The following is a 26,367-nucleotide window of genomic DNA, read 5'->3' as shown; positions in this document are numbered from 1 at the left end:
GACGGCGCTCTTCAGGAGGGAGAACGACACCATCCGACGGGAGCTCATCATGGCGCACGGCACAGCAGACCTCGGCCTGCTCACCCCGCAATCGACCTTCTACGACCAGGGCCGATTCGGCCGCCTGTTCCCGACGCTGCCGGCCTTCGCCGCAGACACGCCGTCGGTGCGCGAGGCGCTCACCGAACTCGGCAAACGCGGCGGTCCCATGGATGCCCGCGACAACCTCGGTGATGCGACACTGCTCATCACCAATCCGGGGCGCGCGGTACGCAATCCCGACAACCCGACACAACCGGCGGGCATGACCTTTCTCGGTCAGTTCCTCGATCACGACATGACGTTCGATCCCACCTCGAGCCTCGCCAGGCGGCAGGATCCGGAGTCGATCCGCAACTTCCGCATTCCGGCGCTCGACCTCGACAGCGTGTACGGCGGCGGGCCCGGTGTGAGCCCACATCTGTACGACCGCACGATCGACCACGGTTCGACAACGCTGCTCGTTGAGCAGATCACCGGCTCCGGCTCCGTCAGCATCGACGGCGCCGACCGTTTCGATCTGCCACGCAACGCGCAGGCGACCGCCCTGCTGGGCGACCCTCGAAACGACGAGAACCTCATCGTGAGCCAGCTGCACCTCGCGTTCCTGCGCTTCCACAACCGGGTGGTCATCGACCTTCGTACCGATATGCCGTCACTGACCGCGGACGAACTGTTCGCTGAGGCACAGCGCGTCGTCCGCTGGCATTATCAGTGGATCGTGCTGCACGAGTTCCTCCCCGCCACGATCGGCGCGGACCTCACCGAAGAGCTCATGACCGAGGGGCGCAAGCACTACAACTGGCGCAACAATCCCTACATCCCGGTCGAATTCGCCGTGGCCGCCTACCGGTTCGGCCACTCGCAGGTGCGTCCGTCGTATCGGGCCAATTTCGGCACCGATGCCGACGACTTGGCACACCAGTTCATCGGCTTCATCTTCGATCACCGAGCCATGGACCCGACCGACCCCGACGATCTGCGCGGCGGATGCCGGGCGGCGCGGCGCTACATCGACTGGCAGACCTTCTTCGACTTCGGCGACGGCCGAATGCGGCACAACAAACGCATCGACGCGACGTTGTCGACGAGTCTGTTTCGCCTGCCCGGGTTCGGTGACGGCGCTGGAGCGTCGCTCGCGACCCGCAACCTGTTGCGGAATCTGACGCTCAAGGTGCCGTCGGGGCAACGGGTCGCCCGCGCGATGCAGTTGCCCGAGCTCGCCGCGGCCGACCTGTCGGAACTGGCCGATCTCGAACTGGATCGGCGCACACCGCTGTGGTTCTACGTGCTGCGCGAGGCGGACGTCCTCGCTGATGGCAAGCACCTCGGCCCCGTGGGCGGTCGCATCGTCGGCGAGGTCATCCACGGTCTCATCGACGGGGATGCCTCGTCGTACCTGTCGCAGGATCCGGACTGGACGCCGACCTACGGCACGGATGACACGTTCGCGATGACCGATCTGCTCACGGCCGCCGGCGTGGTCGGCAGCCTGGGCTGAACGACGCGCGAGCGCGCCGGATCAGCGCAGCAGCAGGTTCGGCTGCAGCAGGTACTTGAAGCTCTCGGGGCCACCCGAGGTCTGCGGCGTGATGAGGATCGGGCTGAGCTTGTTCGCGTTCTCGCTCGAAGTGAACGTGACACGGGTGAACTCGCTCTTCACCGCGCTGAGCGCTTCGAGCAGGTACTGCGGGTTCAGGCCGAGCGTGACCTCTTCGCCGGTGAGGGTCGCATCGACCGACTCGGTGGCGCGAGCCTGCTCGGTGCCCGAAGCATCCATCGACACCCCGTCTTCGCTGAACGTGAAACGCAGCGGCGCCGAGCGGTCGAGCACGAGGGCGACACGACGCACGGCCTCGGTGAGGTCTGCCGTGTTGACGACGGCGTAGTGGTCGGTCGCGGCGGGGAACAGCCGACGAACCGGCGGGAAGTTGCCCTTGATCAGCAGCGACGTGACGGTCTTGTTGCCGGCGGTGAACGCGATGATCTCGCGGTCACCCGACCCCGAGAACGAGACTTGGATGTCACCCGAGTGGGCGAACGTCTTGCCGACTTCGGTGAGAGTGCGTGCAGGGACCAGTGCGGTCGTTGATTCGCCGTCGGTGGCGACACCGCCGCCATCCCACGGCACGTCGCGAAACGCGACACGGTACCGGTCGGTGGCGACGAGGCTCAGCTCGGTGCCGGCGACCTCGAGTTGCACGCCCGTGAGCACGGGCGTGACATCGTCACGCGACGCCGCGAACGCGACCTGCGCGATGGCGGTCGCGAAATCCTCTGCGGGGACGAGTCCCGAGTCGCCCGAGACCTCGGGAATCGCCGGGTACTCCTGCACCGGCATCGACGCGAGGGTGAAGCGGGCCGAACCACACGTCAGCAGAATGCCGCCGTCGGCCTCCTGCTCGATCTGAATGGGCGCATTCGGCAGTCGGCTCGCGATCTCAGACAGCAGTCGGCCGTGGACGAGGATCGTGCCGGGCTCATCGACGGTCGCCTCGATCGTCGTGCGAGCTGATGCTTCGTAGTCGAACGCCGACAGCGACAGCCCCTCGTCGGATGCCTCGATGAGCACGCCCGCGAGGATGGGCTGCGGATTGCGCTGCGGCAGGAGCTTCACGACGAACGAGACTGCTTCGCTGAACACGTCGCGATTCACGTGGAACTTCACTGCTGCTCCCTTGTCGATTACCCAGCCGGTCGTGGGTAGGGCCTTCCCATGCTAGTGCCCTGCACACCGTGCACCGGAAGAGCAGGCTCTCCACGGGCCGTCCCCCACAGGGTGATCGAATCGGCTTTTCTCTAGATGGATCTCTGTCATGGTGTTAACACCTGTGGAAAGTGTGGATAACTCCAGCGATCCCAGTCGACGAGCGGAAACCACACGTGTGTAAGTTGTGAGCGAGCTGCGGATGGCTTGTGTCCACTGTCATCCCGGGCCGCGGCGCAGTCACCGGTTCATCCACAGGATGTCGCCGTTCGTTCACAGGAGACCCGTCTCGACGACGAGTTATCCACAGGCTGTCCACACTGTGAAGAACGCGCATGATGAGACCTCGGTGCTGACACTGTCAAGCACAGAGGTGGGATATATCGGCCGAGATCGGCCGGAACGCACTCAGCGGGATGCGCGGCCGAGCTGCGTCGTGATCTCAGAGACCTGGTTGTAGATCGAGCGACGCTCCTTCATGAGCTCACTGATCTTCTTATACGCGTACATGACGGTCGTGTGGTCGCGGTTGCCGAACAGCTGCCCGATCTTCGGCAGCGACAGGTTCGTGCGTTCGCGGCACAGGTACATCGCGATCTGGCGCGCGGTGGCGACGGCCTGCGACCGGCTCGAGCCGTACAGGTCATCGACCGACAGACGGAAGTACTGCGCCGTCGCACTGATGATGTCGGTCGGCGAGATGACATTCGTGTCGTCGGTGTCGACGATGTCGCGCAGCACCGTCTGCGCCATCGAGATGTCCAGCGTCGACCGGTTCAGACTCGCGAACGCCGACACACGGATGAGCGCACCCTCGAGCTCGCGGATGTTCGACGACACCTTCGTCGCGATGTACTCGAGCACTTCGTCGGGCACCTGCAGCCGCTCGGACTGCGCCTTCTTGCGCAGGATCGCGATACGCGTCTCGAGGTCGGGCGCCTGCACATCGGTGATGAGGCCCCACTCGAACCGACTGCGCATGCGGTCTTCGAACCCGGTGAGGTGGCGCGGCGGAACATCGCTCGTGATCACGACCTGCTTGTCGTGGTCATGCAACTGGTTGAAGGTGTGGAAGAACGCCTCCTGCGTCTCCGCGCGACCCTGCAAGAACTGGATGTCGTCGATGAGCAGGATGTCGACATCCCGGTACCGCGCCTGGAACGCGGAGCCCCGGTTGTTGGCGATCGAGTTGATGAAGTCGTTCGTGAACTCTTCGCTCGAGACGTACCGCACTTTGATGCCGGCGTACAGATTGATCGCGTAGTCGCCGATCGCGTGCAGCAGGTGGGTCTTACCGAGGCCCGAGTCGCCGTAGATGAACAGCGGGTTGTAGGCCTTGGCCGGGGCTTCGGCCACAGCGACCGCGGCCGCATGCGCGAAACGGTTGGACTGGCCGATGACGAAGTTGTCGAAGGTGTACTTCGGGTTCAGTCGGGTGTCGCTGCGGGATGCCGTCGGTGCCGGTTCTGCGTACTCCTCGACGACTGGGCGCAGCGCCGCCGGCGCGGGCAGGGTCTGCACCGGAACGGGAGCTGTCAGATGCGCATCGGCGAGCTCGGGGTTGACGACGACACGGAACGCAGACGCCGAAGGATCGGCATCCGCCACAGAGAGCGCCTCCATGATCGGCGCGCGCAGCCGGGTGTTGAACTGCGCCGCGGTCAGCTCGTTCGGCACATCGAGGTAGAGCGTGCCGCTCATGACGCCTTGCGCCACGGCCAGATTCAAGAATCCGCGCAGCTGCGGGGTGACGCGGTCGTCTGCGTGGAGTCGGTCGAGCACTGCGGTCCAGACCGGAACGTCCGGAACGTCGTGCTGAGACATAGCCCCTCCGGGTGACATTGTGGATGGATGCGCGGATCGCCGCTGATCTGCGCGGACAAGCCTGTGGATAAGTATCCGTGACACGCTAGTCATCCACGTTCGCGGCGCAAAATCCACTGTAGGTGCGCTCCGCGTGTCGTCGCCATGGGCCCTGCGCACCATGGGCATAATGGGCGGTTCCCTGGGTTCGGTTTGCGTGTCACCGCCACTCGACGTACCCTTAGTCGGTTGACTTATGCCCGAATGGGCAGTCCCTGTCTATGTCTGTGTCCCCGGTCTAGAGCGCTCGGGTGACCGCCGATCCGGAGTGATCCTCATGAGCAAGCGTACGTTCCAGCCCAACAACCGCCGTCGCGCCAAGAAGCACGGCTTCCGCGCCCGCATGCGCACGCGTGCCGGCCGCGCGATCCTTTCGGCTCGCCGCGCCAAGGGGCGCACCGAGCTCTCGGCCTGACGTCACGTCACGGTGCTGGCGCGCGGGAACCGCATCACCCGCGGGGCGGAGTACAAGGCCGCCGTCCGCGGGGGTGCCAAGTGCGCCGCGACGCACACCGTGACCTACGTCATCAGTACGGACGAGCCCCGTCCCGCCCGCTTCGGCTTCATTGTCAGCAAGCAGGTGGGCGGGGCTGTCGTGCGTAATACGGTCCGCCGCCGGCTGAAGGCCGTTTGCGCGGAGGCGCTGCCCGCGATCCGCGAGGGCGCTGACGTCGTCATCCGCGCGTTGCCCCGCGCCGCCGATGCCGACTACGCGCAATTGCGCGACGAGGTCGTCCGGTGTCTCGAGCGGAGGGCTGCAGCGTGAGTGCGACGACCCTTCCTTCGTATGCCCTCGGTGACGGCCGCTGGATCGGGGCGCGACCCTGGCAGATGCTGCCCCTCGCGCCGCGCAATGCCGTGCTCACTGTGCTCCACGCATATCGCGCCACCATCTCGCACGTCTACGGCGACGTGTGCAAGTACTACCCCTCGTGTTCCGCCTATGCGGTCGGGGCCGTGCAGCAGCACGGCGCCGTCAAGGGCGCAGCGCTGACCGCCGCCCGACTCGCGCGCTGCCACCCGTGGGCCGCAGGCGGGATCGATGACGTCCCCGCACACCGCGACTTTCGTCATCAGTTGACTCCGCACGGATTCGTCGTGCCCCCCAGAAAGGACTGATCCCGTGCTGGATCTCTTCGCCGCCACCCCGACCCCGGTCGTGCCGACGCCCACAACGCCCGCCCCCGGTGACGGGACGGACTTCTTCAGCATCATCATGTGGCCGTTCAAGTGGATCGTCGAGGCGCTGCTCGCGTTCTGGCACTGGCTGCTCACGTCGGTGGGGCTCCCCGAGGCGTCGGGCCTGACCTGGGTGCTCTCGATCGTCGGTCTCGTCATCGTGGTGCGCGCTGCGCTCATCCCGCTGTTCGTGCGACAGATCAAGAGCCAGCGAAAGATGATGGAAATCGCCCCTGAACTGCGAAAAGTTCAGGAGAAGTACCGCGGGAAGCGCGATCAGCTCTCCCGTGAGGCGATGAGCCGCGAAACCATGGCGCTGTACAAGAAGCACGGCACGACGCCGGTTTCGAGCTGTCTCCCCCTGCTCGTGCAGATGCCGATCCTCCTCGGCATGTTCTACACGCTCAGCGATGTGAAGAAGCACGCCGAATGGGGCGTCGGTGGCGTCGGCCTGCTGAACACCGAGCTGACCAAGCAGTTCTACGACGCTCAGCTCTTCGACGTCGCACCGCTGCACGTCACCATGATCGAGGCCATCAACAACGGCCAGACCGTCAGCGTCATCATCCTCGTGATCCTCGTCGTGCTGATGATCGTCTCGCAGTTCATCACCCAGCTGCAGATCATCTCGAAGAATCTCTCGCCCGAGGCCAAGACCGGCCAGGCGTACCAGATGCAGCGTGTCATGCTCTATGTGCTGCCGCTCGCCTTCATCTTCTCGGGTGTGTTCTTCCCGCTCGGCGTCGTCATCTACTGGTTCACCTCGAACATCTGGACCATGGCGCAGCAGTTCATCGTCATCCGCAATCTGCCCACGCCCGGGTCGGAGGCCGCGAAGGAGCGTGAGGAGCGTCTCGCACGCAAGGGCAAGGCCCTGAACGCCGAGGGCAAGGTCGTGCCGATGGAGAAGTACCAGGCCGAGCAGCAGCGTCTGTATGAAGAGGCGCAGAAGGCGAAGGCCGAAGCCCCCAAGCGTCAGCAGCCGATGAGCAAGCAGCGCGCGAAGAAGCAACAGCAGCAGAAGCAGAACCCGGAACGGACCGACGGCAACTGACCGTCGCCCGGCATCCCCTACCCCCTCCACCGAGAGTGCAGAGACGATCATGACGCAGTCCCCCGATCCCGTCGCCGCCGAGCGCCCCACCTCGAGCGCTGACGCCACCGTGGAGCAACTCGAGCAAGAAGGCGACATCGCTGCCGACTACCTCGAAGGGCTCCTCGACATCGCAGATATCGGCGGTGACCTGGACCTTGATGTGCGCAACGGCCGCGCGTACGTGTCGGTCGAAGCCGATGAGGAGGGCTCGCTGGCGCTGCTTTCGGAACCCGAGACGGTACAGGCGCTGCAGGAGCTGACCCGCATTGCGGTGCAGACGCAGACCGGCCGTTTCTCACGCCTCATCCTGGATGTCGCCGGCTCGCGCGACGCCCGCCGCGTGCAGCTCGAAAAGCTCGTCGACCGCGCTGCCGCCCGTTTGGATGACGGTGCTTCGCAGGCATCGCTCCCCTCGATGTCCAGCTACGAGCGCAAGCTCGTGCACGACATCGTCGCCGAGCGCGGGTTGATCTCCGAGTCGTACGGCGAGGGCGCGGACCGTCACACGGTCATCCGTCGTGGCTGACGTTTCACGTGAAACACCGGTCATCGAACCGGAACCTGAAGTCGCGGCGCAGATCTTCGGTGATCGGGTCGAACTCGCACGCGCCTTCACGGCTGCGCTTGGTGCGCACGGTGAGGAACGCGGGCTGATCGGCCCACTGGAACTCCCCCGGCTCTGGACCCGTCATATCCTCAACAGTGCGGTGGCCGCTCCGTTGTTCTCGGGTCGAGTCGGTGACGTCGGATCGGGTGCGGGTCTTCCGGGCCTGGTGCTCGCGATCGCGCGGCCAGACGTGCAGTGGGTACTGATCGAACCGATGGACCGGCGCGTCACTTGGCTGCACGAGCAGGTCTCCGCGCTCGGACTCGACAACGTCGAGGTCGTTCGTGCTCGTGCCGAGGACTGGGACGGCGGACCGGTGCTCGACGCCGTCACCGCTCGTGCGGTCAGCGCGTTCCGCACGCTCATTCCGCTGACCGCACCGTTGGTGCGTGATGGTGGCGAGCTGATCCTGTTGAAGGGCGCCAATGCGGCAAATGAGATCGGTGCCGCCGAGAAGCAGATTCGTAAGTATCGCCTGTCCGACGTTCGCGTCGAGCCGGTCGGCGATGGTGTGATCTCTGAGCCCACGAGAGTGATCCGCGCGACCGTTCGCTGACGTTTCACGTGAAACATCGCGCCCCCGCTGGTTTCCGGTGGTTGAGTGCCGCGTCGCAGACGCGGTGTATCGAAACCACACCCACAGGCGCCGTTGAGGCGGCGTTTCACGTGAAACATCGAGCGCTGCACGAGAGAACCCGACAACGGCTGCGCGCCCCGGTGGTTGAGTGACGCACTGAAGGTGCGACGCATCAAGGCCAGGCAAGCACGGGATGGTGCCACAGCTCTCGATCGGGCCGTGGATCCGCGCAGCCGCCGCGCTCCCGGTGGTTGAGTGCCGACGCGCAGCGTCGGTGTATCGAAACCACGCTCTCACCAGTCCGCCGCCGTTTCACGTGAAACGCTTTCGACTGAGCAGAGGCAGCGAGCCTGCACGACTTGTGATCAAGGCGATCCGTTTCGCCCGGCTCCACCCCTGCACTTGCTTCTCACGCAGATGCGCTTCATCAACGCGATCGAACGTCTCCGCGTAGACCAGTCGGACAGGGCGACGTCGCTGGGTGTAGGCCGCACCCTCGCCGGCGTTGTGCTGAGCAAGTCGCCGTTCGAGGTCGAGAGTTGATCCGACATAGAACGAGCTATCCGAGCATTCCAGGATGTACATGTGTGCCATCAATTGAGCTTGCAGGACGCATCCAGGTGACTGATCGGGCGTTGAGGCATCTGTGGATAAGGCGACGCGATTCGCTGGTGTGCAGGAGGCGATGTTTCACGTGAAGCACTGCGCCGTAAGCGTTCTGGGAGTGGTTTCGATACACCGCGTCTTCGACGCGGCACTCAGCCACCGGGAGCGTGTGATCCCCGTGATTGGATGGCGGAGCGCACTGCGGATGCGTGGAGGCTGTTCGTTCGGGCTGTGGCGCGGATGTTTCACGTGAAACGCCACCCCTACATGCATTGCGGGCGCGGTTTCGATACACCGTGTCTGCGACGCGGAGCACATGTTTGACGTGAAACGGGATCTGCGGGGTTGCTTTCGATACACCGACGCCGCGCGTCGGCACTCAATCACCGGTCAAGGTGACGGCGGTTGAGTGACCGGGCTCAGCCCGATGTATCTAAACCGGTGCGGTCGCGCTCGAGAACGAGATGTTTCACGTGAAACATCACCCCCACATGAGTTGTGGGGGTGGTTCCGATACGCCGCGTCTTCGACGCGACACTCAACCACCGAGAGTGCGGTTGTGCGTCGGAGCAGATGTTTCACGTGAAACGGGGTCTGGGGGTGTGGTTTCGATACGCGCGTCTTCGACGCGGCACTCACAACCACCGGGGAAGGGGACGTCGGGGCGCGCCCGCCGGCAATCACCGGCGGGTGTTTCACGTGAAACGGGGGTGGGACACCGGGGACGTCGGTGCGGTCAATTACAGTAGAGGAGGCCTTTCGACAACGACGGGAGTATCAGGTGCCGGAATCGGAGAACGCGACCACATCCGCGCCCTTCTCCATCGATGACAGCCCGATCGCCCGTGAACTCGCCGATCTGACGTCGCGCCGCAAGGTGCTCGACGACGTGGAGCTGGAGTTCGATGGCAAGACGCGGATCATCACCGTGTCGAACCAGAAGGGCGGCGTCGGAAAGACGACCACCACCGTCAACATCGCTTCGGCACTCGCGTCGGTGGGCGCCCGCGTGCTTGTCATCGACCTCGACCCGCAAGGGAACGCATCGACCGCGCTCGGCGTGCCCCACACCGCCGAGATCCCCAGCGTTTACGACGTGCTCATCGACGAGTTCCCGCTGGCCGACATCGTGCAGACGAGCCCCGAATCGCCTCGACTGTTTTGCGCGCCCAGCACGATCCACCTCGCCGGCGCCGAGATCGAACTCGTCTCGCAGGTCGCTCGCGAACACCGTCTGCGGACGGCGCTCGAGGAGTACATCCAGGCATCCGAAGAGCCCGTCGATTTCGTGCTGATCGACTGCCCGCCGTCCCTCGGTCTGCTCACGATCAACGCGTTCACCGCCGCCAGCGAGGTCATGATCCCGATCCAGTGCGAGTACTACGCACTCGAGGGTCTCAGTCAGCTGCTCGGCAGCGTTCGGATGATCCAGAAGCACCTGAATCCGCGGCTGCACCTCTCGACGATCCTGCTCACGATGTTCGACGGACGCACCCGTTTGGCCCAACAAGTGGCTGATGAGGTGCGAAATCACTTCCCGCAGGAAGTCCTGCGCACTGTCATCCCGCGTTCGGTGCGCGTCTCGGAGGCGCCGAGCTTCGGACAGACCGTCATCGCCTACGACGGACAATCCGCAGGCGCCGTCGCCTACCGCGAGGCGGCTGTCGAGATGGTCAAGCGGACACAGGCTCACAGCACGAAAGAAGGAGCATCCTGATGGCGAAGCGAACCGGACTGGGGCGCGGCATCGGCGCCCTCATCCCCACGAGCGAGCCGGCCGAGTCGCGCCCGGTCGATGTCTTCTTCCCTGGCGGCACCGCAACGATCACGGCCGAGGATGTCGCTGAGGTTCGCTCGGCAGACAGTGCCGCCGCAGAACCCGAACTCGTCGCCGTCCCGGGAACACGTCTCATCGAGATCGACCCGCATGCGATCGTGCCGAACCCGCGTCAGCCGCGCACCGAGTTCGACCCCGATGACCTCGCCGAACTGGTCCACAGCATCCGCGAGTTCGGCGTGCTGCAGCCGGTCGTCGTGCGCCCCACAACTGAGGGCACCTACGAACTGATCATGGGTGAGCGTCGCACGCGGGCTTCACGCGAGGCGGGCCTCGAGAAGATCCCGGCGATCGTGCGCGACACGGCGGACGAGGACCTGCTGCGTGACGCGCTGCTCGAGAACCTGCACCGCTCGCAGCTGAACCCCCTCGAAGAGGCCTCGGCGTATCAGCAGCTGCTCGAGGACTTCGGCATCACGCAGGAGCAACTCGCTGGACGCATCGGACGTTCGCGCCCGCAGATCAGCAATACGATCCGCCTGCTCAAGCTCCCCCTCCCGGTGCAGCAGCGGGTCGCCGCCGGCGTGCTGAGTGCAGGTCACGCCCGAGCGATCCTGTCGCTCGACGATGAAGAGACCATGGGCCGCCTGGCCGACAAGATCGTCAACGAAGACCTCTCGGTTCGCGCCGCCGAAGCAGCGGCGAAGCAGATCGGAACCGCCGGCACCCGCCGCATCGCGCCGCAGGCCGGCGCTCGTCGTGCACACCTCGACGACGTCGCGCAGCGCCTCGGCGACCGCCTCAACACCTCGGTGAAGATCTCGCTTTCGGCAAAGAAAGGCCAGATCAGCATCGATTTCGCAACCATCCAGGATCTCAACCGAATCCTCGGTGAGATGGGTGAGACGGAGTACGGCGCCGCCTGAGCCCCGTGCGGCCAGGGGCGCGTACCCTGGATGAGTGGAAGATCAGCGCAACCTCCCGCCGCGAGCGAGCCTCGAGCTGCTGCGCGCCGAGGCCGCTGACGAACTCTCGGTGCTGATCGAAGAGCGGATTCGCCACGGCGAAGACCCGTGGGACTTCATGGAAGATCTGCCGAGCGTCGATGAACTGGTCGTGCTCACGCTGCGCGCGGAGAACATCGCCGGCGATGGCGGGGTTCGACCCACCGCGTCGCGCAACTATCGCGTACTGCGGCAGATCGCACTCGATCACCCGGCGCTCACCAAGGCGGTCTGGCGCATTCTCGGCAGCGAACCCCACCGCGTGTGGGACGCGTCGGTGCGCACCCAGGCATCCTGACGGGTTCGGGTTCGGGTTTCGATACACCGCCGCTGCGCGGCGGCACTCAACCACCGGACAGGGTTGCGCGGCGGCACCCAACCACCGGGCTGAGCTGCACGGCGCGGTGAACGGACGAAGAAAAATCCCGGTCAGAACGAGAATCTGACCGGGATTTCGAGGTGTGGGGGATCAGCCGATGTAGGCGGCGAGGTCCTGCTCGAGTGCGAACTTCGGCTTGGCGCCGATGATCGTTGTCTCGACCTGACCCTTGTTGAAGACCTTCATCGCCGGGATCGACGTGATCTGGTACTGCATCGCGAGGTTGGGGTTCTCGTCGACGTTCAGCTTGAGCACGGTGAGCTTCTCGGCGTGCTCCGACTGGATCTCGTCGAGGATCGGTCCGACCATGCGGCACGGTCCGCACCATTCGGCCCAGAAGTCCACGAGGACGGGGCCGTCTGCCTCGAGGACGTCCTGCTGCCAGCTGCTTTCGCTCGTGGCCTTGGCGGTCATGTGGTGTCTCCCTCTGTGTGGCGATGACGTGACGGTGTCGGTGAAGAGAACGCGCGGATGCGGCGAATTGTTCCACCGCTCCGATCGAGGCGATCAGGCGATGGAGGCCTCGGGCAGTCCGTCGATCTCGGCGGCATCCACGGCCGGTTCGCCGGCTTCGCCGAGCGCGGCGAGGTAGTGCTCGACGTCGAGGGCTGCGACCGTGCCGCTGCCGGCCGCGGTGACGGCCTGGCGGTAGGTGGGGTCGATGACGTCGCCGGCGGCGAAGATGCCGGGCACCGAGGTGCGCGACGAGCGGCCGTCGACCCACACGGTGCCTTCGGGGGTCAGCTCGAGCTTCTCGTGCACGAGGTGGGTGCGCGGGTCGTTGCCGATCGCGACGAACACGCCGTCGAGGGGGAGTTCGCGGGTGGACCCGTCGACCGTGTCGCGCAGGACGAGGCCGCTCACGGCGTCGTCGCCGAGGATGTCGGCGACCTCGGCGTTCCAGATGAACTCGATCTTCTCGTTCTTGATGGCGCGCTCCTGCATGATCTTGGAGGCGCGCAGTTCGTCGCGGCGGTGGATGACGTAGACCTTGGATGCGAACTTCGTGAGGAACGTGGCCTCTTCCATGGCCGAGTCGCCGCCGCCGACGACGGCGATGACCTTCTCGCGGAAGAAGAAGCCGTCGCAGGTGGCGCAGTACGAGACGCCGCGGCCTGAGAGGCGCTGCTCACCGTCGATGCCGATCTTGCGGGGCGCGGAGCCGGTCGCGAAGACCACGGCATCCGCTTCGTGCGTCTTGCCGGAGCCGAGGGTGACGGTCTTGACGCGCCCGTCGACGGAGAGCTCGGTGACGTCGTCGTAGACGACCTCGGCACCGAAGCGCTCGGCCTGCTCCTGCATCTTGGCCATCAGGTCGGGGCCCATGATGCCCTCGGGGAAGCCGGGGAAGTTCTCGACCTCGGTGGTGTTCATCAGTTCGCCGCCGGCCTCGACCGAGCTCGCGATGACGAGCGGGTTGAGGTTGGCACGGGCTGCGTAGATCGCTGCGGTGTAGCCCGCGGGTCCGGAGCCGATGATGATGACCTGTCGCACGGCGACGCCTCCTTGGAACGGGGGATGCGGGACGCTCACGCACCCCGGAGAACTCAACCAATGGTAACCGCGCGGCATTCCACCGGCGGGGTGCGGCACGGGCGATGCGTCAGCGACCGGGCAGGAAGCGGCGGGCGATGGATGCCGCGGCCCGCAGTTCTGGTGCCCGGAGGGCCCAGAGGGCGAGGGCGTAGACGAGGAGCGCGGCGATGCCGATCGCCACGATCGCGACGAAAGACTGCGCGAGACCGGATGTCGCCCAGCCGCCGACGCCGCCGAGCAGCAGGAACACGCCCCAGCCCGCAGCGCCCGCCGGGATGGCGGCGCCGAGGAACCGCAGGTACGCGACGGTGGCGCCACCCATGCCGAGGGGCCCGATCTTGCGACGCAGCAGCACGACCGCCAGGACGAGTTGCACGATGTTGGCGAGCGACTGCGTGAGCGCGATGCCGGCGGCGAGGTGCACCGGCGCGAGCAGGGCGAACGCGGCCAGTGCGCCGAGAATCACAAGCGCTGCCTGCACCGCGGTGAACACGAACGGGGTGCGGGTGTCGTGGTACGCGTAAAAGGTGCGTTGCAGCACGAACTGCACCGACAGGGGCAGCAGTGCGACGAGGTAGGCGCCCAGCACGAGCGAGAACTGCACCGATTGCTCAGGCGTGTGCGTGAAGAACCGCGAGATCGGCACGATGGCGGCGACGATGGCGGCGAGGGCGCCGACCATGAGCACACCGATCGTGCGGGTGGAGGTGTCGAGGTCGGTGCGGACGGCATCCGTCCGTCCTGCTGCCGCGTGTTCGCTGAGCTGGGTGAAGTAGGGGGTGCCGATCGAGAGGACGATGACCGAGAACGGCAGCATGAACACGAGCCAGGCGTATTGCAGCGCGGCGACGGAGGCGCCCTGTTCGGATGCCGCGCCCACAAGATTCGTCTGCACGAGGCCGGCGAGCTGTCCGACGACGACCATGAGGAAGGTCCAGCCGGCCAAGCGTGCGATGTGACGCAGGCCGATGCCGCGCCACTGGAAGTCGGGTCGCACGTGCAGGCCGGCTTTGCGCCAGAACAGCAGCAGCACGAGTGCTTGCGCGACGATGCCGCCCGTCGCGGTGCCCGCGAGGACGGCGATCATCTCCGGCGTCCAGCCGACCGCCGACCGTTGCACACCGAAGATCCAGATGAAGGCCGCGAACCCGACGATCGAGACGAGGTTGTTGACGATCGGCGACCACGCGAACGGGCCGAAGACGCGACGCGCGTTGAGCACTTCACCCACGAGCGCGTAGAGCCCGTAGAACAGCAGCTGCGGCAGACACCAGTACGCGAAGGCGATGGTGAGGGGGATCGCGGCGGGCGACAGCCGGGAGCCGTAGAGCAAGACGAGTACCGGCGCAGCGACGACGGCGACGAGGGTGACGGCGGTGAGCGCCGTGACCCCGAGGGTGAGCAGCTTCGAGACGAACGCGCTGCCGCCGTCCCGGTGGGATGCCGCCTTGATGATCTGCGGAACGATGACGCCGGCCAGCAGTCCCGACGAGATGATCGCGTAGATGTTGTTCGGCAACTGATTGGCGATCGCGAACGCATCGGCGGCCCCACCGCCGATGACCGGCAGTGCCGCGGCGAGCACGATGTTGCGGATGAGTCCGGTGACGCGTGAGACGAGCGTGCCCGCTCCGACGATTGCGCTGGCGCGGCCGATGCTAGCCATTGTCGGCATCCTTCTCGTGCGCGACGACGTCTTCGTCGCGGGGGCGGCCACGGGCGCGCAGCCGCAGCCAGGTGCGTACGGCGCCGAGCACGATGAGGCCGCCTACGACGATGCCCATGAGGACGATGCCGACGGTCTCCCATTCGGCGCGCACCGAGACGTCGGCGGTGAGGGTGTCGCCGATCGCGACCATGCTGGGGCTGCGCAGCTGCAGGTCGATCGTGGCTTCACCGCTGCCGACGCGGGCTTCGACGGGCACGTCGGCTCGGGTGTTCTGCAGCGGGCCCGCCTCGACGGTCGTGATGTTCTGCACCCGCAGGCGCGGGTCGTTCGGCGAGGCGATGAGGATGAGCGACACCGGCCACGCCAGGTCGTTGCGGATGCTGAACTGCAGGGGCGCGCTGGATCCGAGCAGGGTGATGCCGGCCGGTGGCACGATGCTGACAGCGTCGAGGGTCGTGCGCGTCTGCGTGCGGTGGGCCGTGACGGCATCGCGCCACGCCACCGGGGTCTCGCGCCAGCCGTTGCCGATGAGCTGGAGGATCTCTGCGCGCTCGGTGGCGGTGATCAGCTGCGGGTCTTCGAGGATGGTCGCGAAGCTCGTCAGTTCGCTTTCGTCGGTGCGGAACTGGTTGAGCACGTCGGCTCGACCGGTGTCGGGTTCGATCTCGTCGAGCTGCACCCGGGTGGGGGTGGATGCCAGCAGCTCGTTCAGATCGACGGTGCTGGTGCCCGGCACGCCGGTGACGGCCGAGAGCGCGGATTGCAGGGCACTGCGGTCAACCGATGCCACCCGGTCGACGACGACGAGCAGTGGCGCGTCGTCGAGCTGCGCGGTCGCGAGCGTTGTGTACGCGGTGACCTGGGCGAGTGCGGCGGCGCGGTCGACGCTGTCGGCGATCGTGACGGCGTTCGACAGCGCGGTCGATGTGCGACTGTCGGCCACGAGGAGCGCGGCTCCGTCGTCGGTTTCGCCGCGGCCCGAGACCGCACCCGTGGCACCTGTGACGGAGGACGGCACGAGCGTCACGGCGGTGTCGTCGGCGCGTCGGATGCCGGTGATCGTCTCGCTGCCGGCGCTGCCGCTTGCAGGCCAGTACACACCGTCGCGGGTCGGGCCGATCTCGAGCAGCGCTTCGTCGTCGGGGAGGGCGCCCGTCTCGGTGTCGTCGACGTCGGCCGCGTCGGTCGCCGGGGTCTCTTCGTCAGCCGCCGTGAAGTTCTCGGCGTCGAGGTACGGGCTGAGGGTCGTCGCCGTGAGCAGGCTTCCGGCGCTCGCCGAGAGCTGGGTGGCGATGTCGGCGTCGCCGAACTGCAGCGCGAAGCGCGTGTTCGGCAGGGCGAGCAGGTCGTCGAGCCAGTCGGTCACCGATACGGGCGCGGCGGTACCGAGTGCGCGGATCGCGGCGGGGACGGCGGGGTCGACGGCGAGGATCGCGTCGGTGCCGGTGACGGCGTCGAGCCGCGCGCGCAGCGCCCCGTCGTCTGCCGTGAGGGCTTCGAGCTCCTCGGCCGTGGCGAGACCGGTCGTGAGGGGTCCGGCCGTGATCGGCACGACGATCGCGACCTGCGGTGACGCGTCGGCATCGGGCACGACGACGACGCTGCGCGCGGTGAGTTCACCCTGCGCCGATGCGTAGGTGACCAGCAGCGGGTATACCCCGGGTGCGCGGTCCTCGGTGGTCGAGGCGTCGACGTCGACCGTCACATCGAGTTCGCCGTGCGCGGCGATCGACGGCAGCAGCGTCTGGGCCGCCTCGGAGAGCTCGCCGACATCCGAGCCTTCGGCGATCCACGCTGCAACCGCATCCGCGTCGTTGAGCTCGCTGTCGCCGAGTGACACCGACACCTGTCCGGCGGCGACGGTCGAATCGGTCGGATTCGCCGCCTGCACCGCGACCTGCAGCGGCTCGTCCGGGTTCCAGAGCGCGTCGCTTTCGGGCGCGGCCGTGAAGGTCATCGGCGGCGCTTCGGGCGGACCGGTCACAGCGGCGGCGGTGACCGGGGCGGCGCCGAGTACGAGGAGCGCGGCAAGCACACCCGACCACACGCGTCTGCGCATGCGGGGCGCGGGGCGCGGGCCTGTCACCGGCGAAGTCAAGGTCATAGGGATGCGGTTTCTGTGCGATCCCGGACCGCACGACAACGCGATTCTAGGGCGACGGGCACTGCGGAACCTGAGTGACCGGCCGCACGACGCCGGATTGCGCGCGCGCGTGGGGTGAGCGGGTTGAATGGAACCATGCACGCCGACCCGACGCCCACCGAGCCCCTGTGCGCCGCGTTGCGCGCCGACCTCACGGCGGCCGGCTACACGGCTGCGGCGGTGCGGGCGGCGTGGGGTGCGGTGCCCGACGACGCGATCGGGCGCGGGCTGATCGGTCCGGCGTTGACGGCGCTGGCGGCGCGCGACGACGCGCTCGCCGTGCTCGCGCGGCTGCTGTTCCTCGGGCAGCCGACGCCCGTGACGGTCGCGGATCGCGCCTTGCCGACGCTGACCTCCCGCGGCCTGGTCGATCTGGGGCTTGCGCGCATCGACGGCGACGACCTCGTGCCGACGGCGCTCGTGCGCCCGCAGGACGTCGACGACGAGCAAGGCAGCGGGCACTGGTGGATCGCGTCCGACCTCGACGAAGCCGCCCGCGGCGGTGCGCTGCCGGTCGACCACGTGCTGGGTGTCGGCGGGGCGTCGCTGACCCTCGCCGGATTGCAGCTGACGGCTCCGGCCGATCGGGTGCTCGACGTGGGCTGCGGCTGCGGCATCCAAGCCCTTCGCGCGCGCCGTGTCGCCGAGCACGTGACGGCGACCGACATCTCGCGCCGTGCGCTGGCGTTCACCGAACTCAACGTGCTGCTGAACGGGCAGGGCGGCGTGCAGACGCGATTCGGCAGCCTGTTCGAACCGGTTGTCGGCGAGACGTTCGACCGCGTCGTCTCGAACCCGCCGTTCGTCATCACCCCGCGTGTCGCGGGCGTGCCCGCCTACGAGTACCGTGACGGCGGCATGGCGGGCGACGCGCTCGTCGAATCGTTCGTCACCGGGGTCGCAGCGGTGCTCGCGCCCGGCGGGGTCGCACAACTGCTCGGCAACTGGGAGTACCGGGCCGACGCCGACGGCCTCGAACGGGTGCGCGAGTGGGTCGGGCGGGCACCGGTGCCGCTGGAAGCCTGGATCGTCGAGCGCGAGTTGCTCGACCCGCTCAGTTACGCGGAACTGTGGGTGCGCGACGGCGGCACCACACCCGGATCGGGCGAGTACGCCCGGCTCATCGACGCCTGGCTCGACGATTTCGCAGCCCGCGGTGTCACCGGCATCGGCTTCGGGTACCTGCTGCTGCGCCGCCCGGCATCGGGCACACCCACCCTCGCGCGCTACGAGCGGATCGCGCAGCCCGTGCCCGGCGCGCTCGGCCCGCACCTGACCGAAGCGCTCGCCGCGTGGGACCGGCTCACCGCGATGGATGACGTGGCCCTGGCGGCATCGACCCTGATGGTCGCCCCCGACGTCACCGAGGCGCGCCACCACGCACCGGGCGAGGAGGACCCCCGGGTCATCGAGCTGCGGCAGGGTGGCGGGTTCGCGCGGTCGCTCGAGGTCGACCCCGGGCTCGCGGCGCTCGTCGGGGCGTGCGACGGCGACCTGCCGGTCGGTGTGCTCATCGATGCGATCGCCGACCTGCTCGACGTGGATGCCGCGGCCCTGCGCGCCGATCTGCTGCCGCGCGTGCGCGAACTCATCTTCACCGGGTTCCTCGCACTGCCCTGACCCATCGCGACTTGCGCCGAGCTTGCCAGTTCCGCCGCGAGCTTGCCGCTTCCTTGCCGAGCTTGCCGGCGAGTTCGCGAACGAACCGGCAAGCTCGCGAGCGGACCGGCAAGCTCGCGAGCGGACCGGCAAGCTCGCGAAGGAGGGTGACGCACCGCCGGTAGGCTGAAATCCATGCTCAATATGGCCGAGGGCCTGGCCCGGATCGGCGCGCTCGCCGCATCTCCTGTGGTCGCGACCCTCGCCGACGCGTTCGCCGCGGCCGGTCACGAACTGGCGATCGTCGGCGGGCCCGTGCGTGACGCGCTGCTCGGCCGCCGCACGAACGACCTCGACTTCACGACCGACGCCCGCCCCGACGAGATCCTGCGGATCGTCGAGCCGATCGCGACCGCCACGTGGGACATCGGTCGCGCGTTCGGCACGATCGGCGCGAAGATCCGCGGCGAACAGGTCGAGATCACCACCTACCGTGCAGACAGCTATGACGGGGTCACCCGCAAGCCCACGGTCGAGTTCGGTGACACGCTCGAGGGCGATCTGGCGCGTCGCGACTTCACGGTGAACGCGATGGCGCTGCGGGTTCCCGGTCCCGCGCTCGTCGACCCGACCGGCGGTGTCGAGGATCTCGTCGCGGGCGTGCTGCGCACCCCGAGCGACCCGGCGGTGAGCTTCGGCGACGACCCGCTGCGCATGCTGCGCGCCGCCCGCTTCGCCTCGCAGCTCGGGTTCGACCCGGCGCCCGCGACGGTGGCGGCAATCGAACGGCTTGGTGAGACCCTGCGGATCGTCAGCCCCGAACGTGTGCAGGGCGAGCTGGTGAAACTGCTGCAGACCGACGATCCGACCCGCGGGATCCGCATCCTCGTCGACACCGGGCTCATGGAGCAGTTCCTGCCCGAAGTGCCGGCGCTGCGCCTCGAAGTCGACGAGCACCACCACCACAAAGACGTCTACGAGCACTCCCTCACCGTGTTGCGGCAAGCCATCGACCTGGAGCACTCCCGGCATCCCGGTGCGGCGCCCGACGTGACCCTGCGCCTGGCTGCCCTGCTGCACGACATCGGCAAGCCCGCGACCCGAAAGCTCGAACCGGGCGGTGGGGTCAGCTTTCACCACCACGACATGAAGGGTGCGCGTCTGGCGCGCAAGCGCCTGCAGGCGCTGCGGTTCGACTCCGACACGATCTCGTCGGTGACGCAGCTCATCGAGCAGCACCTGCGCTTCTTCGGGTACGCCGAGGGCGCCTGGACGGATGCCGCGGTCCGCCGGTACGTGCGCGACGCCGGCGCCGAACTGGAGCGGCTGCACATCCTCACACGTGCCGATGTGACCACGCGCAACAAGCGCAAGGCGAACCGGCTCGCCGGTGCCTACGACGACATCGAGCGGCGCATCGCCGAACTCGCCGAACAAGAAGAGCTCGACGCGATGCGCCCCGAGCTCGACGGCAACCAGATTCAGCGGATCCTCGGCATCCGCCCCGGCCGCGAGGTCGGCGAGGCATACCGGTACCTGCTCGACATCCGCCTCGACGAGGGCCTCATCGGTCCCGAGGCCGCGGAGGCTCGCCTGCGCGAGTGGTGGGCCGCCCGCGCCTGATCGGCCCTCGCGGGACGGCATGCCGCCGCCTAGACTGGCGGCACTCCTCACTGCTGAACGGAGTCGCATGGCGGGGCGCTGGTCATCGCGGCGTGAGGTCTCACCCGAGAACTCGCGCCTGCTGATCGAGCGCGCCCACGAAGAGCTGATCGGCGGCAACGCGGCTGATCCTCGCATCGCGCAGATCCGTCCGCTGGTCGCCGATTCGTGGCGCCGCTCGCTCGAGGGGCTCGTGGGCGCAGAGGCCCTGCCGCCGCTCGATCTTGACGACGACGAGCTCGAGGCATACCGCCGGGCCCACCCGCTGTCGGGCGTCATGGACATGGTGCGCGGCCTGCTGCTGCCCGACCCGGATTCGGGGGTCATCGTCGCGGTGGGCGATGCCGCGGGCCGGTTGCTGTGGGTCGAGGGCGATTCGCAGGTGCGCGCCCTCACCGGTGACATGGGCTTCGTCGCGGGCGCGAACTGGTCGGAGGCGGCCGTCGGCACGTCGGCTCCCGGGACGGCGCTCGCGCTCGACCGGTCGGTGCAGATCCACGGTGCGGAGCATTTCAATCGGCTCGTGCAGCCGTGGTCGTGCACGGCGGCCCCGGTGCACGACCCCGAGACGCGGCGCCTGCTGGGCGTCATCGACGTGACGGGCGGGGCGGATGCCGCGACGCCACAGGCCCAGTTGCTCGTCGACGCGACCGCGCGCGCCGTCGAGGGCGAACTGCTCGTGGCCCGGCTGCGCAGCCGCGCCACGCAACCGCCGCCGCGGCGAACACGGACCGTGCGCACGCCCGAGACGACGACGTTGCGGGTGCTCGGGCGTGACAAGGCGCTGCTCGAGGTCGCGGGTGAAGGCCACGAAACCGTGACCGAGCTGTCGGCCCGGCACGCCGAGATCCTGCTCATGCTGGCCGTGCACCGGCAGGGCGTGTCGGCCGAGGCCCTCGGCGAGATGATCTACGGCGAGGGCGGCGGCGACAGCATCCGACCCGAGCTGGTCCGGCTGCGCAAGGTGCTCGAACGCACCGCTCCGCACCTCGTGCCGGCGTCGCGTCCGTACCGGCTGCCGGTGCCGCTCGAGACCGACGCACACCACCTCATCTCGCTGCTCGACCGTGGTGCGCACCGGGTCGCCCTGTCGGCGTACCGCGGCGCGGTGCTGCCCGACTCGGTCGCCCCAGGTGTCGAGGAGTTCCGCGAGCAGGTGCGCGTCGCGCTGCGTGAGGCGCTGTTGTCGGAGGCGTCCGTCGACGTGCTGCTGGCCTACGCCGACATCGATGAGGGTGCCTCGGACGCCGAGGTGCTCACGCTCGCGCTGAGCATGCTGCCCGCCCGTTCACCCAAGCGCGCGGGACTCGTTGCACGCCTGGAACGGCTCGAGGCCTGACGGCTCAGGCCTCGGTCGCGAGCGCGCACGCGCTGCGGGTGACCGGATGACCCGGAGACCGTGTGTTCGGATAGTGCGTCCGGTGGCGTCGCGGTGGGAGGATGGGTGCGACGAAAGGATCGGCGATGAGCGATGACACGGCATCCGACCTGCCAAGCGAGCAACTGACGGCGCTCGCCGAGGCCCACGGCATCGCAACGCGCTATTGGTCGTTCTTCGGCGACGAGGTCGTCGTGCCCGCCTCGACCCTCGTGGCCGTCCTGACCGCCATGGAGGTCGCCGCACACGATGCGGATGCCGTGGCGCGGGCACTCGCCGACGTGCAGGACCAGCCGTGGCGGGCGCTCGTGCCCGCATCGACCGTCGTCCGGCCCGGCGCCGGTGACCTCGTGCTGCACGTGGCCGACGGCCACGACGTCACCGTCACCATTCGGTTCGAGACGGGCGGCAGCCGCGTGCTCGAGATTCCGGTGCAGAGTCCGGAAGCTCGCGAGGTTGATGGCATCCGGCTGTGGCGCGTGCGTGTGCCGGTGCCCGCAGATGTGCCGCTCGGCTGGCACACTGTGCAGGTGTCGCAATGGGTCCACGGCGGCGCCGACACCCGCGTGGCCGAAGGTGTGCTCGCGGTCACGCCGGCGCGACTGCCCGACCCACCTGTGCGCTCGGGCGAGCGCGGCTGGGGCCTGATGGCGCAGATGTACTCGGTGCGGTCGGAGCGGTCGTGGGGCATGGGCGATTTCGCCGACCTCGGTGACCTCGCCGCGATCGCCGGGCAGCGCGGGGCCGACTTCCTGCTCGTGAACCCGATCCACGCAGCCGAAGTGACCGTGCCGATCGAACCGTCGCCGTACCTCCCCGCCACCAGGCGCTTCCTCGCCCCGCTGTACGTGCGCCCCGAAGACATCCGTGAGGTCGCGTACCTCGACGAGGGCGACCGCGCCGTCGTGACCGAGGCGCAGGCAGCGGTCGGCGCGATGAACACGGATGCCGAGCGCATCGACCGCGATGCTGTCTGGACAGCCAAGCGTGCCGCCCTCGAACTCGTCTTCGCCGCACCGCGCTCGGCGGCGCGCCAGATCGAACTCGACGCGTTCCTCGCCCGTGAGGGGCAGGCGCTGCAGGACTTCGCGCTGTGGTGTGCGCTCGAAGAGCATTACGCCGACGTGCCCGCCGATGAGCGCCCCGCCGACGCGTGGGACATCGGCTCCGAACTCGTCGCGCAGCTGCGCGGCCGCCTTGCCGACCGGGTTGCGTTCCATGCCTGGCTGCAGTGGGTCGCCGACGAACAGGTCGAGGCCGCGCAGGCGGGAGCCGTGGCATCCGGCATGGGCATCGGCATCATGCACGACCTCGCCGTCGGCGTGCACACGCGCGGGTCGGATGCGTGGTCGTTGCGTGACATGTACGCCGGCGGCATCACGGTCGGCGCCCCGCCTGACATGTACAACCAGCAGGGGCAGAACTGGAACCAGCCGCCGTGGCTGCCCGCAGCGCTGGCCGAGGCCGCGTATGCGCCGCTGCGCGACATGATCCGCACCCTCCTGCGACACGCGGGCGCGTTGCGCATCGACCACATCATCGGGCTGTTCCGGCTGTGGTGGATTCCGGCGGGCCTGGGCCCCGCCGCCGGCACTTACGTGCGTTACGACCACGAGGCGATGATCGGCGTGCTGGCGTTGGAGGCGCAGCGCGCCGGCGCGGTGCTCATCGGCGAAGACCTCGGCAACGTCGAGCCGTGGGTGCGCGACTACCTGTCGGCCCGCGGCATCCTCGGTACGAGCGTGCTGTGGTTCGAGCAGGAGGGCGACCGTCCGCTGCCGCCCGAGCGCTACCGGCGGGACCTGCTCGCGACCGTCAACACGCACGACCTGCCGCCGACCGCCGGCTACCTCGCCGACGAGCACGTCGCCCTGCGCGCCCGCTTGGGGTTGCTCACGCAGCCGGTCGATGAGGCGCTCGCCGAGGCCGACGAGGAGCGGCGGCGCATGCTCGACGAGCTGCGCCGCCGCGGACTCATCGACGACGATGCCGACGAACAGCAGATCATCGAGGCGCTGCACGTGTTCCTCGCGGCATCCCCGTCGCGCCTGCTCGGCGTCGCCCTCGTGGATGCCGTGGGCGAACGTCGCGTGCAGAACCAGCCCGGCACCGACAAGGAGTACCCGAACTGGCAGGTGCCGCTCGCCGGCCCCGACGGCGCCGCGGTGCTGCTCGAAGACCTGCCCGCCGACGAACGCTTCACGTCACTGCTCGCGGCGGTCGACCGCGCCCTTCGCTGACCGCGCGTCGCGTTCAGTCACCACGACTGGGCCACATTCCGGCATCCGCGCCATCGATCGATGCCGCAGTCGCCGCGAACTGGCGCAGACGCGTGAACCGGATGCCGGGCGGCCCGCACCCCTCGCAACGGGATGCAACGTTGCACGGCGTAGCGTGCCCGACACGTCGCAGCACCGAAGCGCGACGCTCATGGACTGTCGAAGGAGACCATCATGACCATCGTCGAAGAGGGCGTCTCGAGCGTCTACGCCGCACCCGGCCAGCGGGGTGCCGTCGCCGACTACCGCTCCCGCTACGGCCACTACATCGGCGGCGAGTTCGTCGAGCCCGTCAAGGGCCAGTACTTCGAGAACATCACGCCCGTGACCGGGAAGCCGTTCTGCGAGGTCGGGCGCGGCACAGTCGAAGACATCGACCGCGCCGTCGACGTCGCCTGGAAGGCGTTCGAGTCGTGGAAGAAGACGACGCCCGCCGAGCGCGCCGTCATCCTCAACAAGATCGCCGACCGCATCGAGCAGAACCTCGAAGCGATCGCCGTCGCCGAGACGTGGGAGAACGGCAAGCCGGTCCGCGAGACCCTCAACGCCGACATCCCGCTGATGGTCGACCACTTCCGCTACTTCGCGGGCGTGCTGCGGGCCCAGGAGGGTTCGCTCAGCCAGCTCGATGAAGACACCGTCGCGTACCACTTCCACGAGCCGCTCGGCGTGGTCGGGCAGATCATCCCGTGGAACTTCCCGCTGCTGATGGCGACGTGGAAGCTCGCCCCCGCGCTCGCCGCCGGCAACTGCGTCGTGCTGAAGCCGGCAGAGCAGACCCCGGCATCCATCCTGTTCCTGTTCGACATCATCGGCGACCTGTTGCCGGAGGGCGTCGTGAACATCGTGAACGGGTTCGGCATCGAAGCCGGCGCCCCGCTCGCGCAGCACAAGCGCATTCGCAAGGTCGCGTTCACGGGTGAGACCACGACCGGTCGGCTCATCATGCAGTACGCGTCGCAGAACCTCATCCCGGTGACCCTCGAACTCGGTGGCAAGTCGGCGAACGTGTTCTTCGACGACGTCGCGCGCGAGAAGGATGCCTACTACGACAAGGCGCTCGAAGGCTTCACGTTCTTCGCCCTCAACCAGGGCGAAGTGTGCACCTGCCCGTCGCGTGCGCTCATCCAGAAGTCGATGTACGACGGGTTCCTCGCCGACGGCCTCGACCGTGTCGGCAAGATCGTGCAGGGCAACCCGCTCGACCCCGAGACGATGATCGGCGCGCAGGCCTCGAACGACCAACTCGAGAAGATCCTCAGCTATATCGAGATCGGCAAGGAGGGCGGCGCGAAGCTGCTCGCCGGCGGTGAGCGGGTCGACCTCGGCGGCGAGCTGAGCGGCGGCTACTACGTCGCCCCGACCGTGTTCGAGGGAACGAACGACATGCGCATCTTCCAGGAGGAGATCTTCGGACCGGTGGTCTCGGTGACCTCGTTCACCGACTTCGCCGACGCGATGTCGATCGCCAACGACACCCTCTACGGCCTCGGCGCCGGCGTGTGGAGCCGCTCCGGCGACACCGCCTACCGCGCCGGCCGCGCCATCGAGGCCGGTCGTGTCTGGACGAACACGTACCACCAGTACCCCGCCCACTCCGCGTTCGGCGGCTACAAGCAGTCCGGCATCGGTCGCGAGAACCACCTGAAGATGCTCGACCACTACCAGCAGACGAAGAACCTGCTCGTCTCGTACGCCGAAGGCGCGATGGGCTTCTTCTGATCGGCATCCGCGTTTCGACGCTCCGCTCCTCGCTCAACGACCGGTGGCCCCCAGCCGGTCGTTGAGCGAGCGGAGCGAGACGAAACGCACGGTCGGCGAAGGAGGTCATGATGACCACGACCGAGCAGTACCAGCGGGTTGCGGTGACGGATGCCGCGGCCGGCCTGTTGCGCGAGCTGACGATGCAGCACGGCAAGCTGATGTTCCACCAGTCGGGCGGATGCTGCGACGGCAGCGCCCCCATGTGCTACCCCGTCGGCATGTTCATCACCGGGCCGAGCGACGTGAAGCTCGGCGACCTCGAGGTGGGCCTTGACGACCCGATCGAGGTGTTCATCTCGGAGGCCCAGTTCGAGTACTGGAAGTACACGCACATCACCATCGACGTCGTGCCGGGCCGTGGCGCCGGGTTCAGTGTCGAGGGCCCGACGGGCAACCGTTTCATCATCCGCTCACGCATGCTGAACGACGCGGAGCTGGAGGCCTTCGGGCTCGCGCCGAGCTGACGGCTGACGCCGGCATCCTGATCCGACCCGGCTGATCCG

General features: G+C 67.9%; 23 protein-coding genes. 16 read left to right on the top strand and 7 right to left on the bottom strand.

Annotation, left to right across the window (positions count from 1 at the left end):
• The first annotated feature begins 49 nt into the window (after positions 1-49).
• Positions 50-1,540: a peroxidase family protein gene (locus ACSF8R_RS11070; RefSeq protein ID WP_434811932.1), complete on the top strand. Its 1,491-nt coding sequence runs from the start codon at positions 50-52 to the stop codon at positions 1,538-1,540.
• Between the two features lie 21 nt (positions 1,541-1,561).
• Here ACSF8R_RS11070 and dnaN read toward each other — a convergent pair whose 3' ends face one another.
• Entirely contained in the window at positions 1,562-2,707 is a 1,146-nt protein-coding gene (gene dnaN, locus ACSF8R_RS11065; protein WP_434811931.1) for a DNA polymerase III subunit beta, read from the bottom strand.
• Positions 2,708-3,154: 447 nt separating this feature from the next.
• Positions 3,155-4,570: a chromosomal replication initiator protein DnaA gene (gene dnaA / locus ACSF8R_RS11060; protein WP_434811930.1), complete on the bottom strand. Its 1,416-nt coding sequence runs from the start codon at positions 4,568-4,570 to the stop codon at positions 3,155-3,157.
• A 316-nt stretch (positions 4,571-4,886) separates the two neighbouring features.
• Here dnaA and rpmH point away from each other — a divergent pair, with 316 nt between their 5' ends.
• From rpmH to rsmG, 6 genes are all read left to right on the top strand, one after another.
• Positions 4,887-5,024, top strand: coding sequence for a 50S ribosomal protein L34 (gene rpmH, locus ACSF8R_RS11055; RefSeq protein WP_022879826.1), 138 nt, complete (start codon positions 4,887-4,889; stop codon positions 5,022-5,024).
• Positions 5,025-5,036: 12 nt separating this feature from the next.
• Entirely contained in the window at positions 5,037-5,375 is a 339-nt protein-coding gene (gene rnpA, locus ACSF8R_RS11050) for a ribonuclease P protein component (RefSeq protein WP_434811929.1), read from the top strand.
• Between the two features lie 65 nt (positions 5,376-5,440).
• On the top strand, positions 5,441-5,728 hold the full coding sequence (yidD, locus tag ACSF8R_RS11045; protein WP_434812012.1) for a membrane protein insertion efficiency factor YidD: 288 nt from the start codon (positions 5,441-5,443) through the stop codon (positions 5,726-5,728).
• 7 nt (positions 5,729-5,735) lie between these two features.
• Positions 5,736-6,842: a membrane protein insertase YidC gene (yidC, locus tag ACSF8R_RS11040; protein ID WP_434812011.1), complete on the top strand. Its 1,107-nt coding sequence runs from the start codon at positions 5,736-5,738 to the stop codon at positions 6,840-6,842.
• Positions 6,843-6,891: 49 nt separating this feature from the next.
• A complete protein-coding gene (locus ACSF8R_RS11035; protein WP_434811928.1) occupies positions 6,892-7,410 on the top strand; it encodes a protein jag in 519 nt (172 codons plus the stop codon).
• Positions 7,403-8,047, top strand: coding sequence for a 16S rRNA (guanine(527)-N(7))-methyltransferase RsmG (gene rsmG / locus ACSF8R_RS11030; RefSeq protein ID WP_434811927.1), 645 nt, complete (start codon positions 7,403-7,405; stop codon positions 8,045-8,047). The genes ACSF8R_RS11035 and rsmG overlap by 8 nt, the downstream gene beginning before the upstream one ends.
• A 333-nt stretch (positions 8,048-8,380) precedes the next feature.
• Here the strand turns inward: rsmG and ACSF8R_RS11025 are convergent, their stop codons facing one another.
• A complete protein-coding gene (locus ACSF8R_RS11025; RefSeq protein ID WP_434811926.1) occupies positions 8,381-8,662 on the bottom strand; it encodes a GIY-YIG nuclease family protein in 282 nt (93 codons plus the stop codon).
• A 793-nt stretch (positions 8,663-9,455) separates the two neighbouring features.
• Between ACSF8R_RS11025 and ACSF8R_RS11020 the strand changes: the two genes are divergently transcribed.
• The 3 genes from ACSF8R_RS11020 to ACSF8R_RS11010 are packed head-to-tail and all read left to right on the top strand — an operon-like array spanning position 9,456 to position 11,753.
• Complete coding sequence (locus ACSF8R_RS11020) at positions 9,456-10,391, top strand: ParA family protein (RefSeq protein WP_434811925.1); 936 nt, start codon at positions 9,456-9,458, stop codon at positions 10,389-10,391.
• Entirely contained in the window at positions 10,391-11,377 is a 987-nt protein-coding gene (locus ACSF8R_RS11015; RefSeq protein ID WP_434811924.1) for a ParB/RepB/Spo0J family partition protein, read from the top strand. Before ACSF8R_RS11020 ends, ACSF8R_RS11015 begins: the two co-directional genes overlap by 1 nt.
• Positions 11,378-11,411: 34 nt before the next feature.
• Positions 11,412-11,753 carry a tryptophan synthase subunit alpha gene (locus tag ACSF8R_RS11010; protein WP_434811923.1) on the top strand — a complete coding sequence of 114 codons (342 nt, stop codon included), beginning with the start codon at positions 11,412-11,414 and terminating at the stop codon, positions 11,751-11,753.
• Between the two features lie 171 nt (positions 11,754-11,924).
• Here ACSF8R_RS11010 and trxA read toward each other — a convergent pair whose 3' ends face one another.
• The 4 genes from trxA to ACSF8R_RS10990 all read right to left on the bottom strand — a co-directional run bounded on the left by trxA (position 11,925) and on the right by ACSF8R_RS10990 (position 17,125).
• On the bottom strand, positions 11,925-12,248 hold the full coding sequence (gene trxA, locus ACSF8R_RS11005; protein ID WP_434811922.1) for a thioredoxin: 324 nt from the start codon (positions 12,246-12,248) through the stop codon (positions 11,925-11,927).
• Between the two features lie 93 nt (positions 12,249-12,341).
• Positions 12,342-13,328: a thioredoxin-disulfide reductase gene (gene trxB / locus ACSF8R_RS11000; protein ID WP_434811921.1), complete on the bottom strand. Its 987-nt coding sequence runs from the start codon at positions 13,326-13,328 to the stop codon at positions 12,342-12,344.
• A gap of 109 nt (positions 13,329-13,437) precedes the next feature.
• A complete protein-coding gene (murJ, locus tag ACSF8R_RS10995) occupies positions 13,438-15,036 on the bottom strand; it encodes a murein biosynthesis integral membrane protein MurJ (protein WP_434811920.1) in 1,599 nt (532 codons plus the stop codon).
• Complete coding sequence (locus ACSF8R_RS10990; protein ID WP_434811919.1) at positions 15,029-17,125, bottom strand: DUF6049 family protein; 2,097 nt, start codon at positions 17,123-17,125, stop codon at positions 15,029-15,031. The genes murJ and ACSF8R_RS10990 overlap by 8 nt, the downstream gene beginning before the upstream one ends.
• 153 nt (positions 17,126-17,278) lie before the next feature.
• Here ACSF8R_RS10990 and ACSF8R_RS10985 point away from each other — a divergent pair, with 153 nt between their 5' ends.
• The 6 genes from ACSF8R_RS10985 to ACSF8R_RS10960 all read left to right on the top strand — a co-directional run bounded on the left by ACSF8R_RS10985 (position 17,279) and on the right by ACSF8R_RS10960 (position 26,328).
• Complete coding sequence (locus tag ACSF8R_RS10985; RefSeq protein ID WP_434811918.1) at positions 17,279-18,802, top strand: DUF7059 domain-containing protein; 1,524 nt, start codon at positions 17,279-17,281, stop codon at positions 18,800-18,802.
• Between the two features lie 174 nt (positions 18,803-18,976).
• On the top strand, positions 18,977-20,404 hold the full coding sequence (locus ACSF8R_RS10980) for a CCA tRNA nucleotidyltransferase (protein WP_434811917.1): 1,428 nt from the start codon (positions 18,977-18,979) through the stop codon (positions 20,402-20,404).
• 67 nt (positions 20,405-20,471) lie between these two features.
• On the top strand, positions 20,472-21,782 hold the full coding sequence (locus ACSF8R_RS10975; protein ID WP_434811916.1) for a GAF domain-containing protein: 1,311 nt from the start codon (positions 20,472-20,474) through the stop codon (positions 21,780-21,782).
• 125 nt (positions 21,783-21,907) lie between these two features.
• A complete protein-coding gene (gene malQ / locus ACSF8R_RS10970) occupies positions 21,908-24,061 on the top strand; it encodes a 4-alpha-glucanotransferase (protein WP_434811915.1) in 2,154 nt (717 codons plus the stop codon).
• A 213-nt stretch (positions 24,062-24,274) separates the two neighbouring features.
• Positions 24,275-25,822: an acetaldehyde dehydrogenase ExaC gene (exaC, locus tag ACSF8R_RS10965; protein ID WP_434811914.1), complete on the top strand. Its 1,548-nt coding sequence runs from the start codon at positions 24,275-24,277 to the stop codon at positions 25,820-25,822.
• 110 nt (positions 25,823-25,932) lie between these two features.
• Positions 25,933-26,328 (top strand): DUF779 domain-containing protein, encoded by a 396-nt coding sequence (locus tag ACSF8R_RS10960; RefSeq protein WP_434811913.1) that lies wholly within the window; start codon positions 25,933-25,935, stop codon positions 26,326-26,328.
• The last annotated feature ends 39 nt before the right edge of the window (positions 26,329-26,367 follow it).

It is taken from the genome of Microbacterium sp. bgisy189 (genome assembly GCF_965345345.1).
In the GTDB taxonomy this organism is placed as follows: Bacteria; Actinomycetota; Actinomycetes; order Actinomycetales; family Microbacteriaceae; genus Microbacterium.
This window is presented reverse-complemented; position numbering and strand designations above follow the sequence as displayed.

Coding starts and splice junctions, on each gene's coding strand:
- ACSF8R_RS10980 (WP_434811917.1), top strand. CDS start 18,977: ATGCTCAATATGGCCGAGGGCCTGGCCCGGATCGGCGCGCTCGCCGCA.
- ACSF8R_RS11035 (WP_434811928.1), top strand. CDS start 6,892: ATGACGCAGTCCCCCGATCCCGTCGCCGCCGAGCGCCCCACCTCGAGC.
- rpmH (WP_022879826.1), top strand. CDS start 4,887: ATGAGCAAGCGTACGTTCCAGCCCAACAACCGCCGTCGCGCCAAGAAG.
- yidD (WP_434812012.1), top strand. CDS start 5,441: ATGCTGCCCCTCGCGCCGCGCAATGCCGTGCTCACTGTGCTCCACGCA.
- ACSF8R_RS10985 (WP_434811918.1), top strand. CDS start 17,279: ATGCACGCCGACCCGACGCCCACCGAGCCCCTGTGCGCCGCGTTGCGC.
- murJ (WP_434811920.1), bottom strand. CDS start 15,036: ATGGCTAGCATCGGCCGCGCCAGCGCAATCGTCGGAGCGGGCACGCTC.
- malQ (WP_434811915.1), top strand. CDS start 21,908: ATGAGCGATGACACGGCATCCGACCTGCCAAGCGAGCAACTGACGGCG.
- trxA (WP_434811922.1), bottom strand. CDS start 12,248: ATGACCGCCAAGGCCACGAGCGAAAGCAGCTGGCAGCAGGACGTCCTC.
- ACSF8R_RS11025 (WP_434811926.1), bottom strand. CDS start 8,662: ATGGCACACATGTACATCCTGGAATGCTCGGATAGCTCGTTCTATGTC.
- ACSF8R_RS11015 (WP_434811924.1), top strand. CDS start 10,391: ATGGCGAAGCGAACCGGACTGGGGCGCGGCATCGGCGCCCTCATCCCC.
- exaC (WP_434811914.1), top strand. CDS start 24,275: ATGACCATCGTCGAAGAGGGCGTCTCGAGCGTCTACGCCGCACCCGGC.
- ACSF8R_RS11070 (WP_434811932.1), top strand. CDS start 50: ATGGCGCACGGCACAGCAGACCTCGGCCTGCTCACCCCGCAATCGACC.
- ACSF8R_RS10975 (WP_434811916.1), top strand. CDS start 20,472: ATGGCGGGGCGCTGGTCATCGCGGCGTGAGGTCTCACCCGAGAACTCG.
- dnaA (WP_434811930.1), bottom strand. CDS start 4,570: ATGTCTCAGCACGACGTTCCGGACGTTCCGGTCTGGACCGCAGTGCTC.
- ACSF8R_RS10960 (WP_434811913.1), top strand. CDS start 25,933: ATGACCACGACCGAGCAGTACCAGCGGGTTGCGGTGACGGATGCCGCG.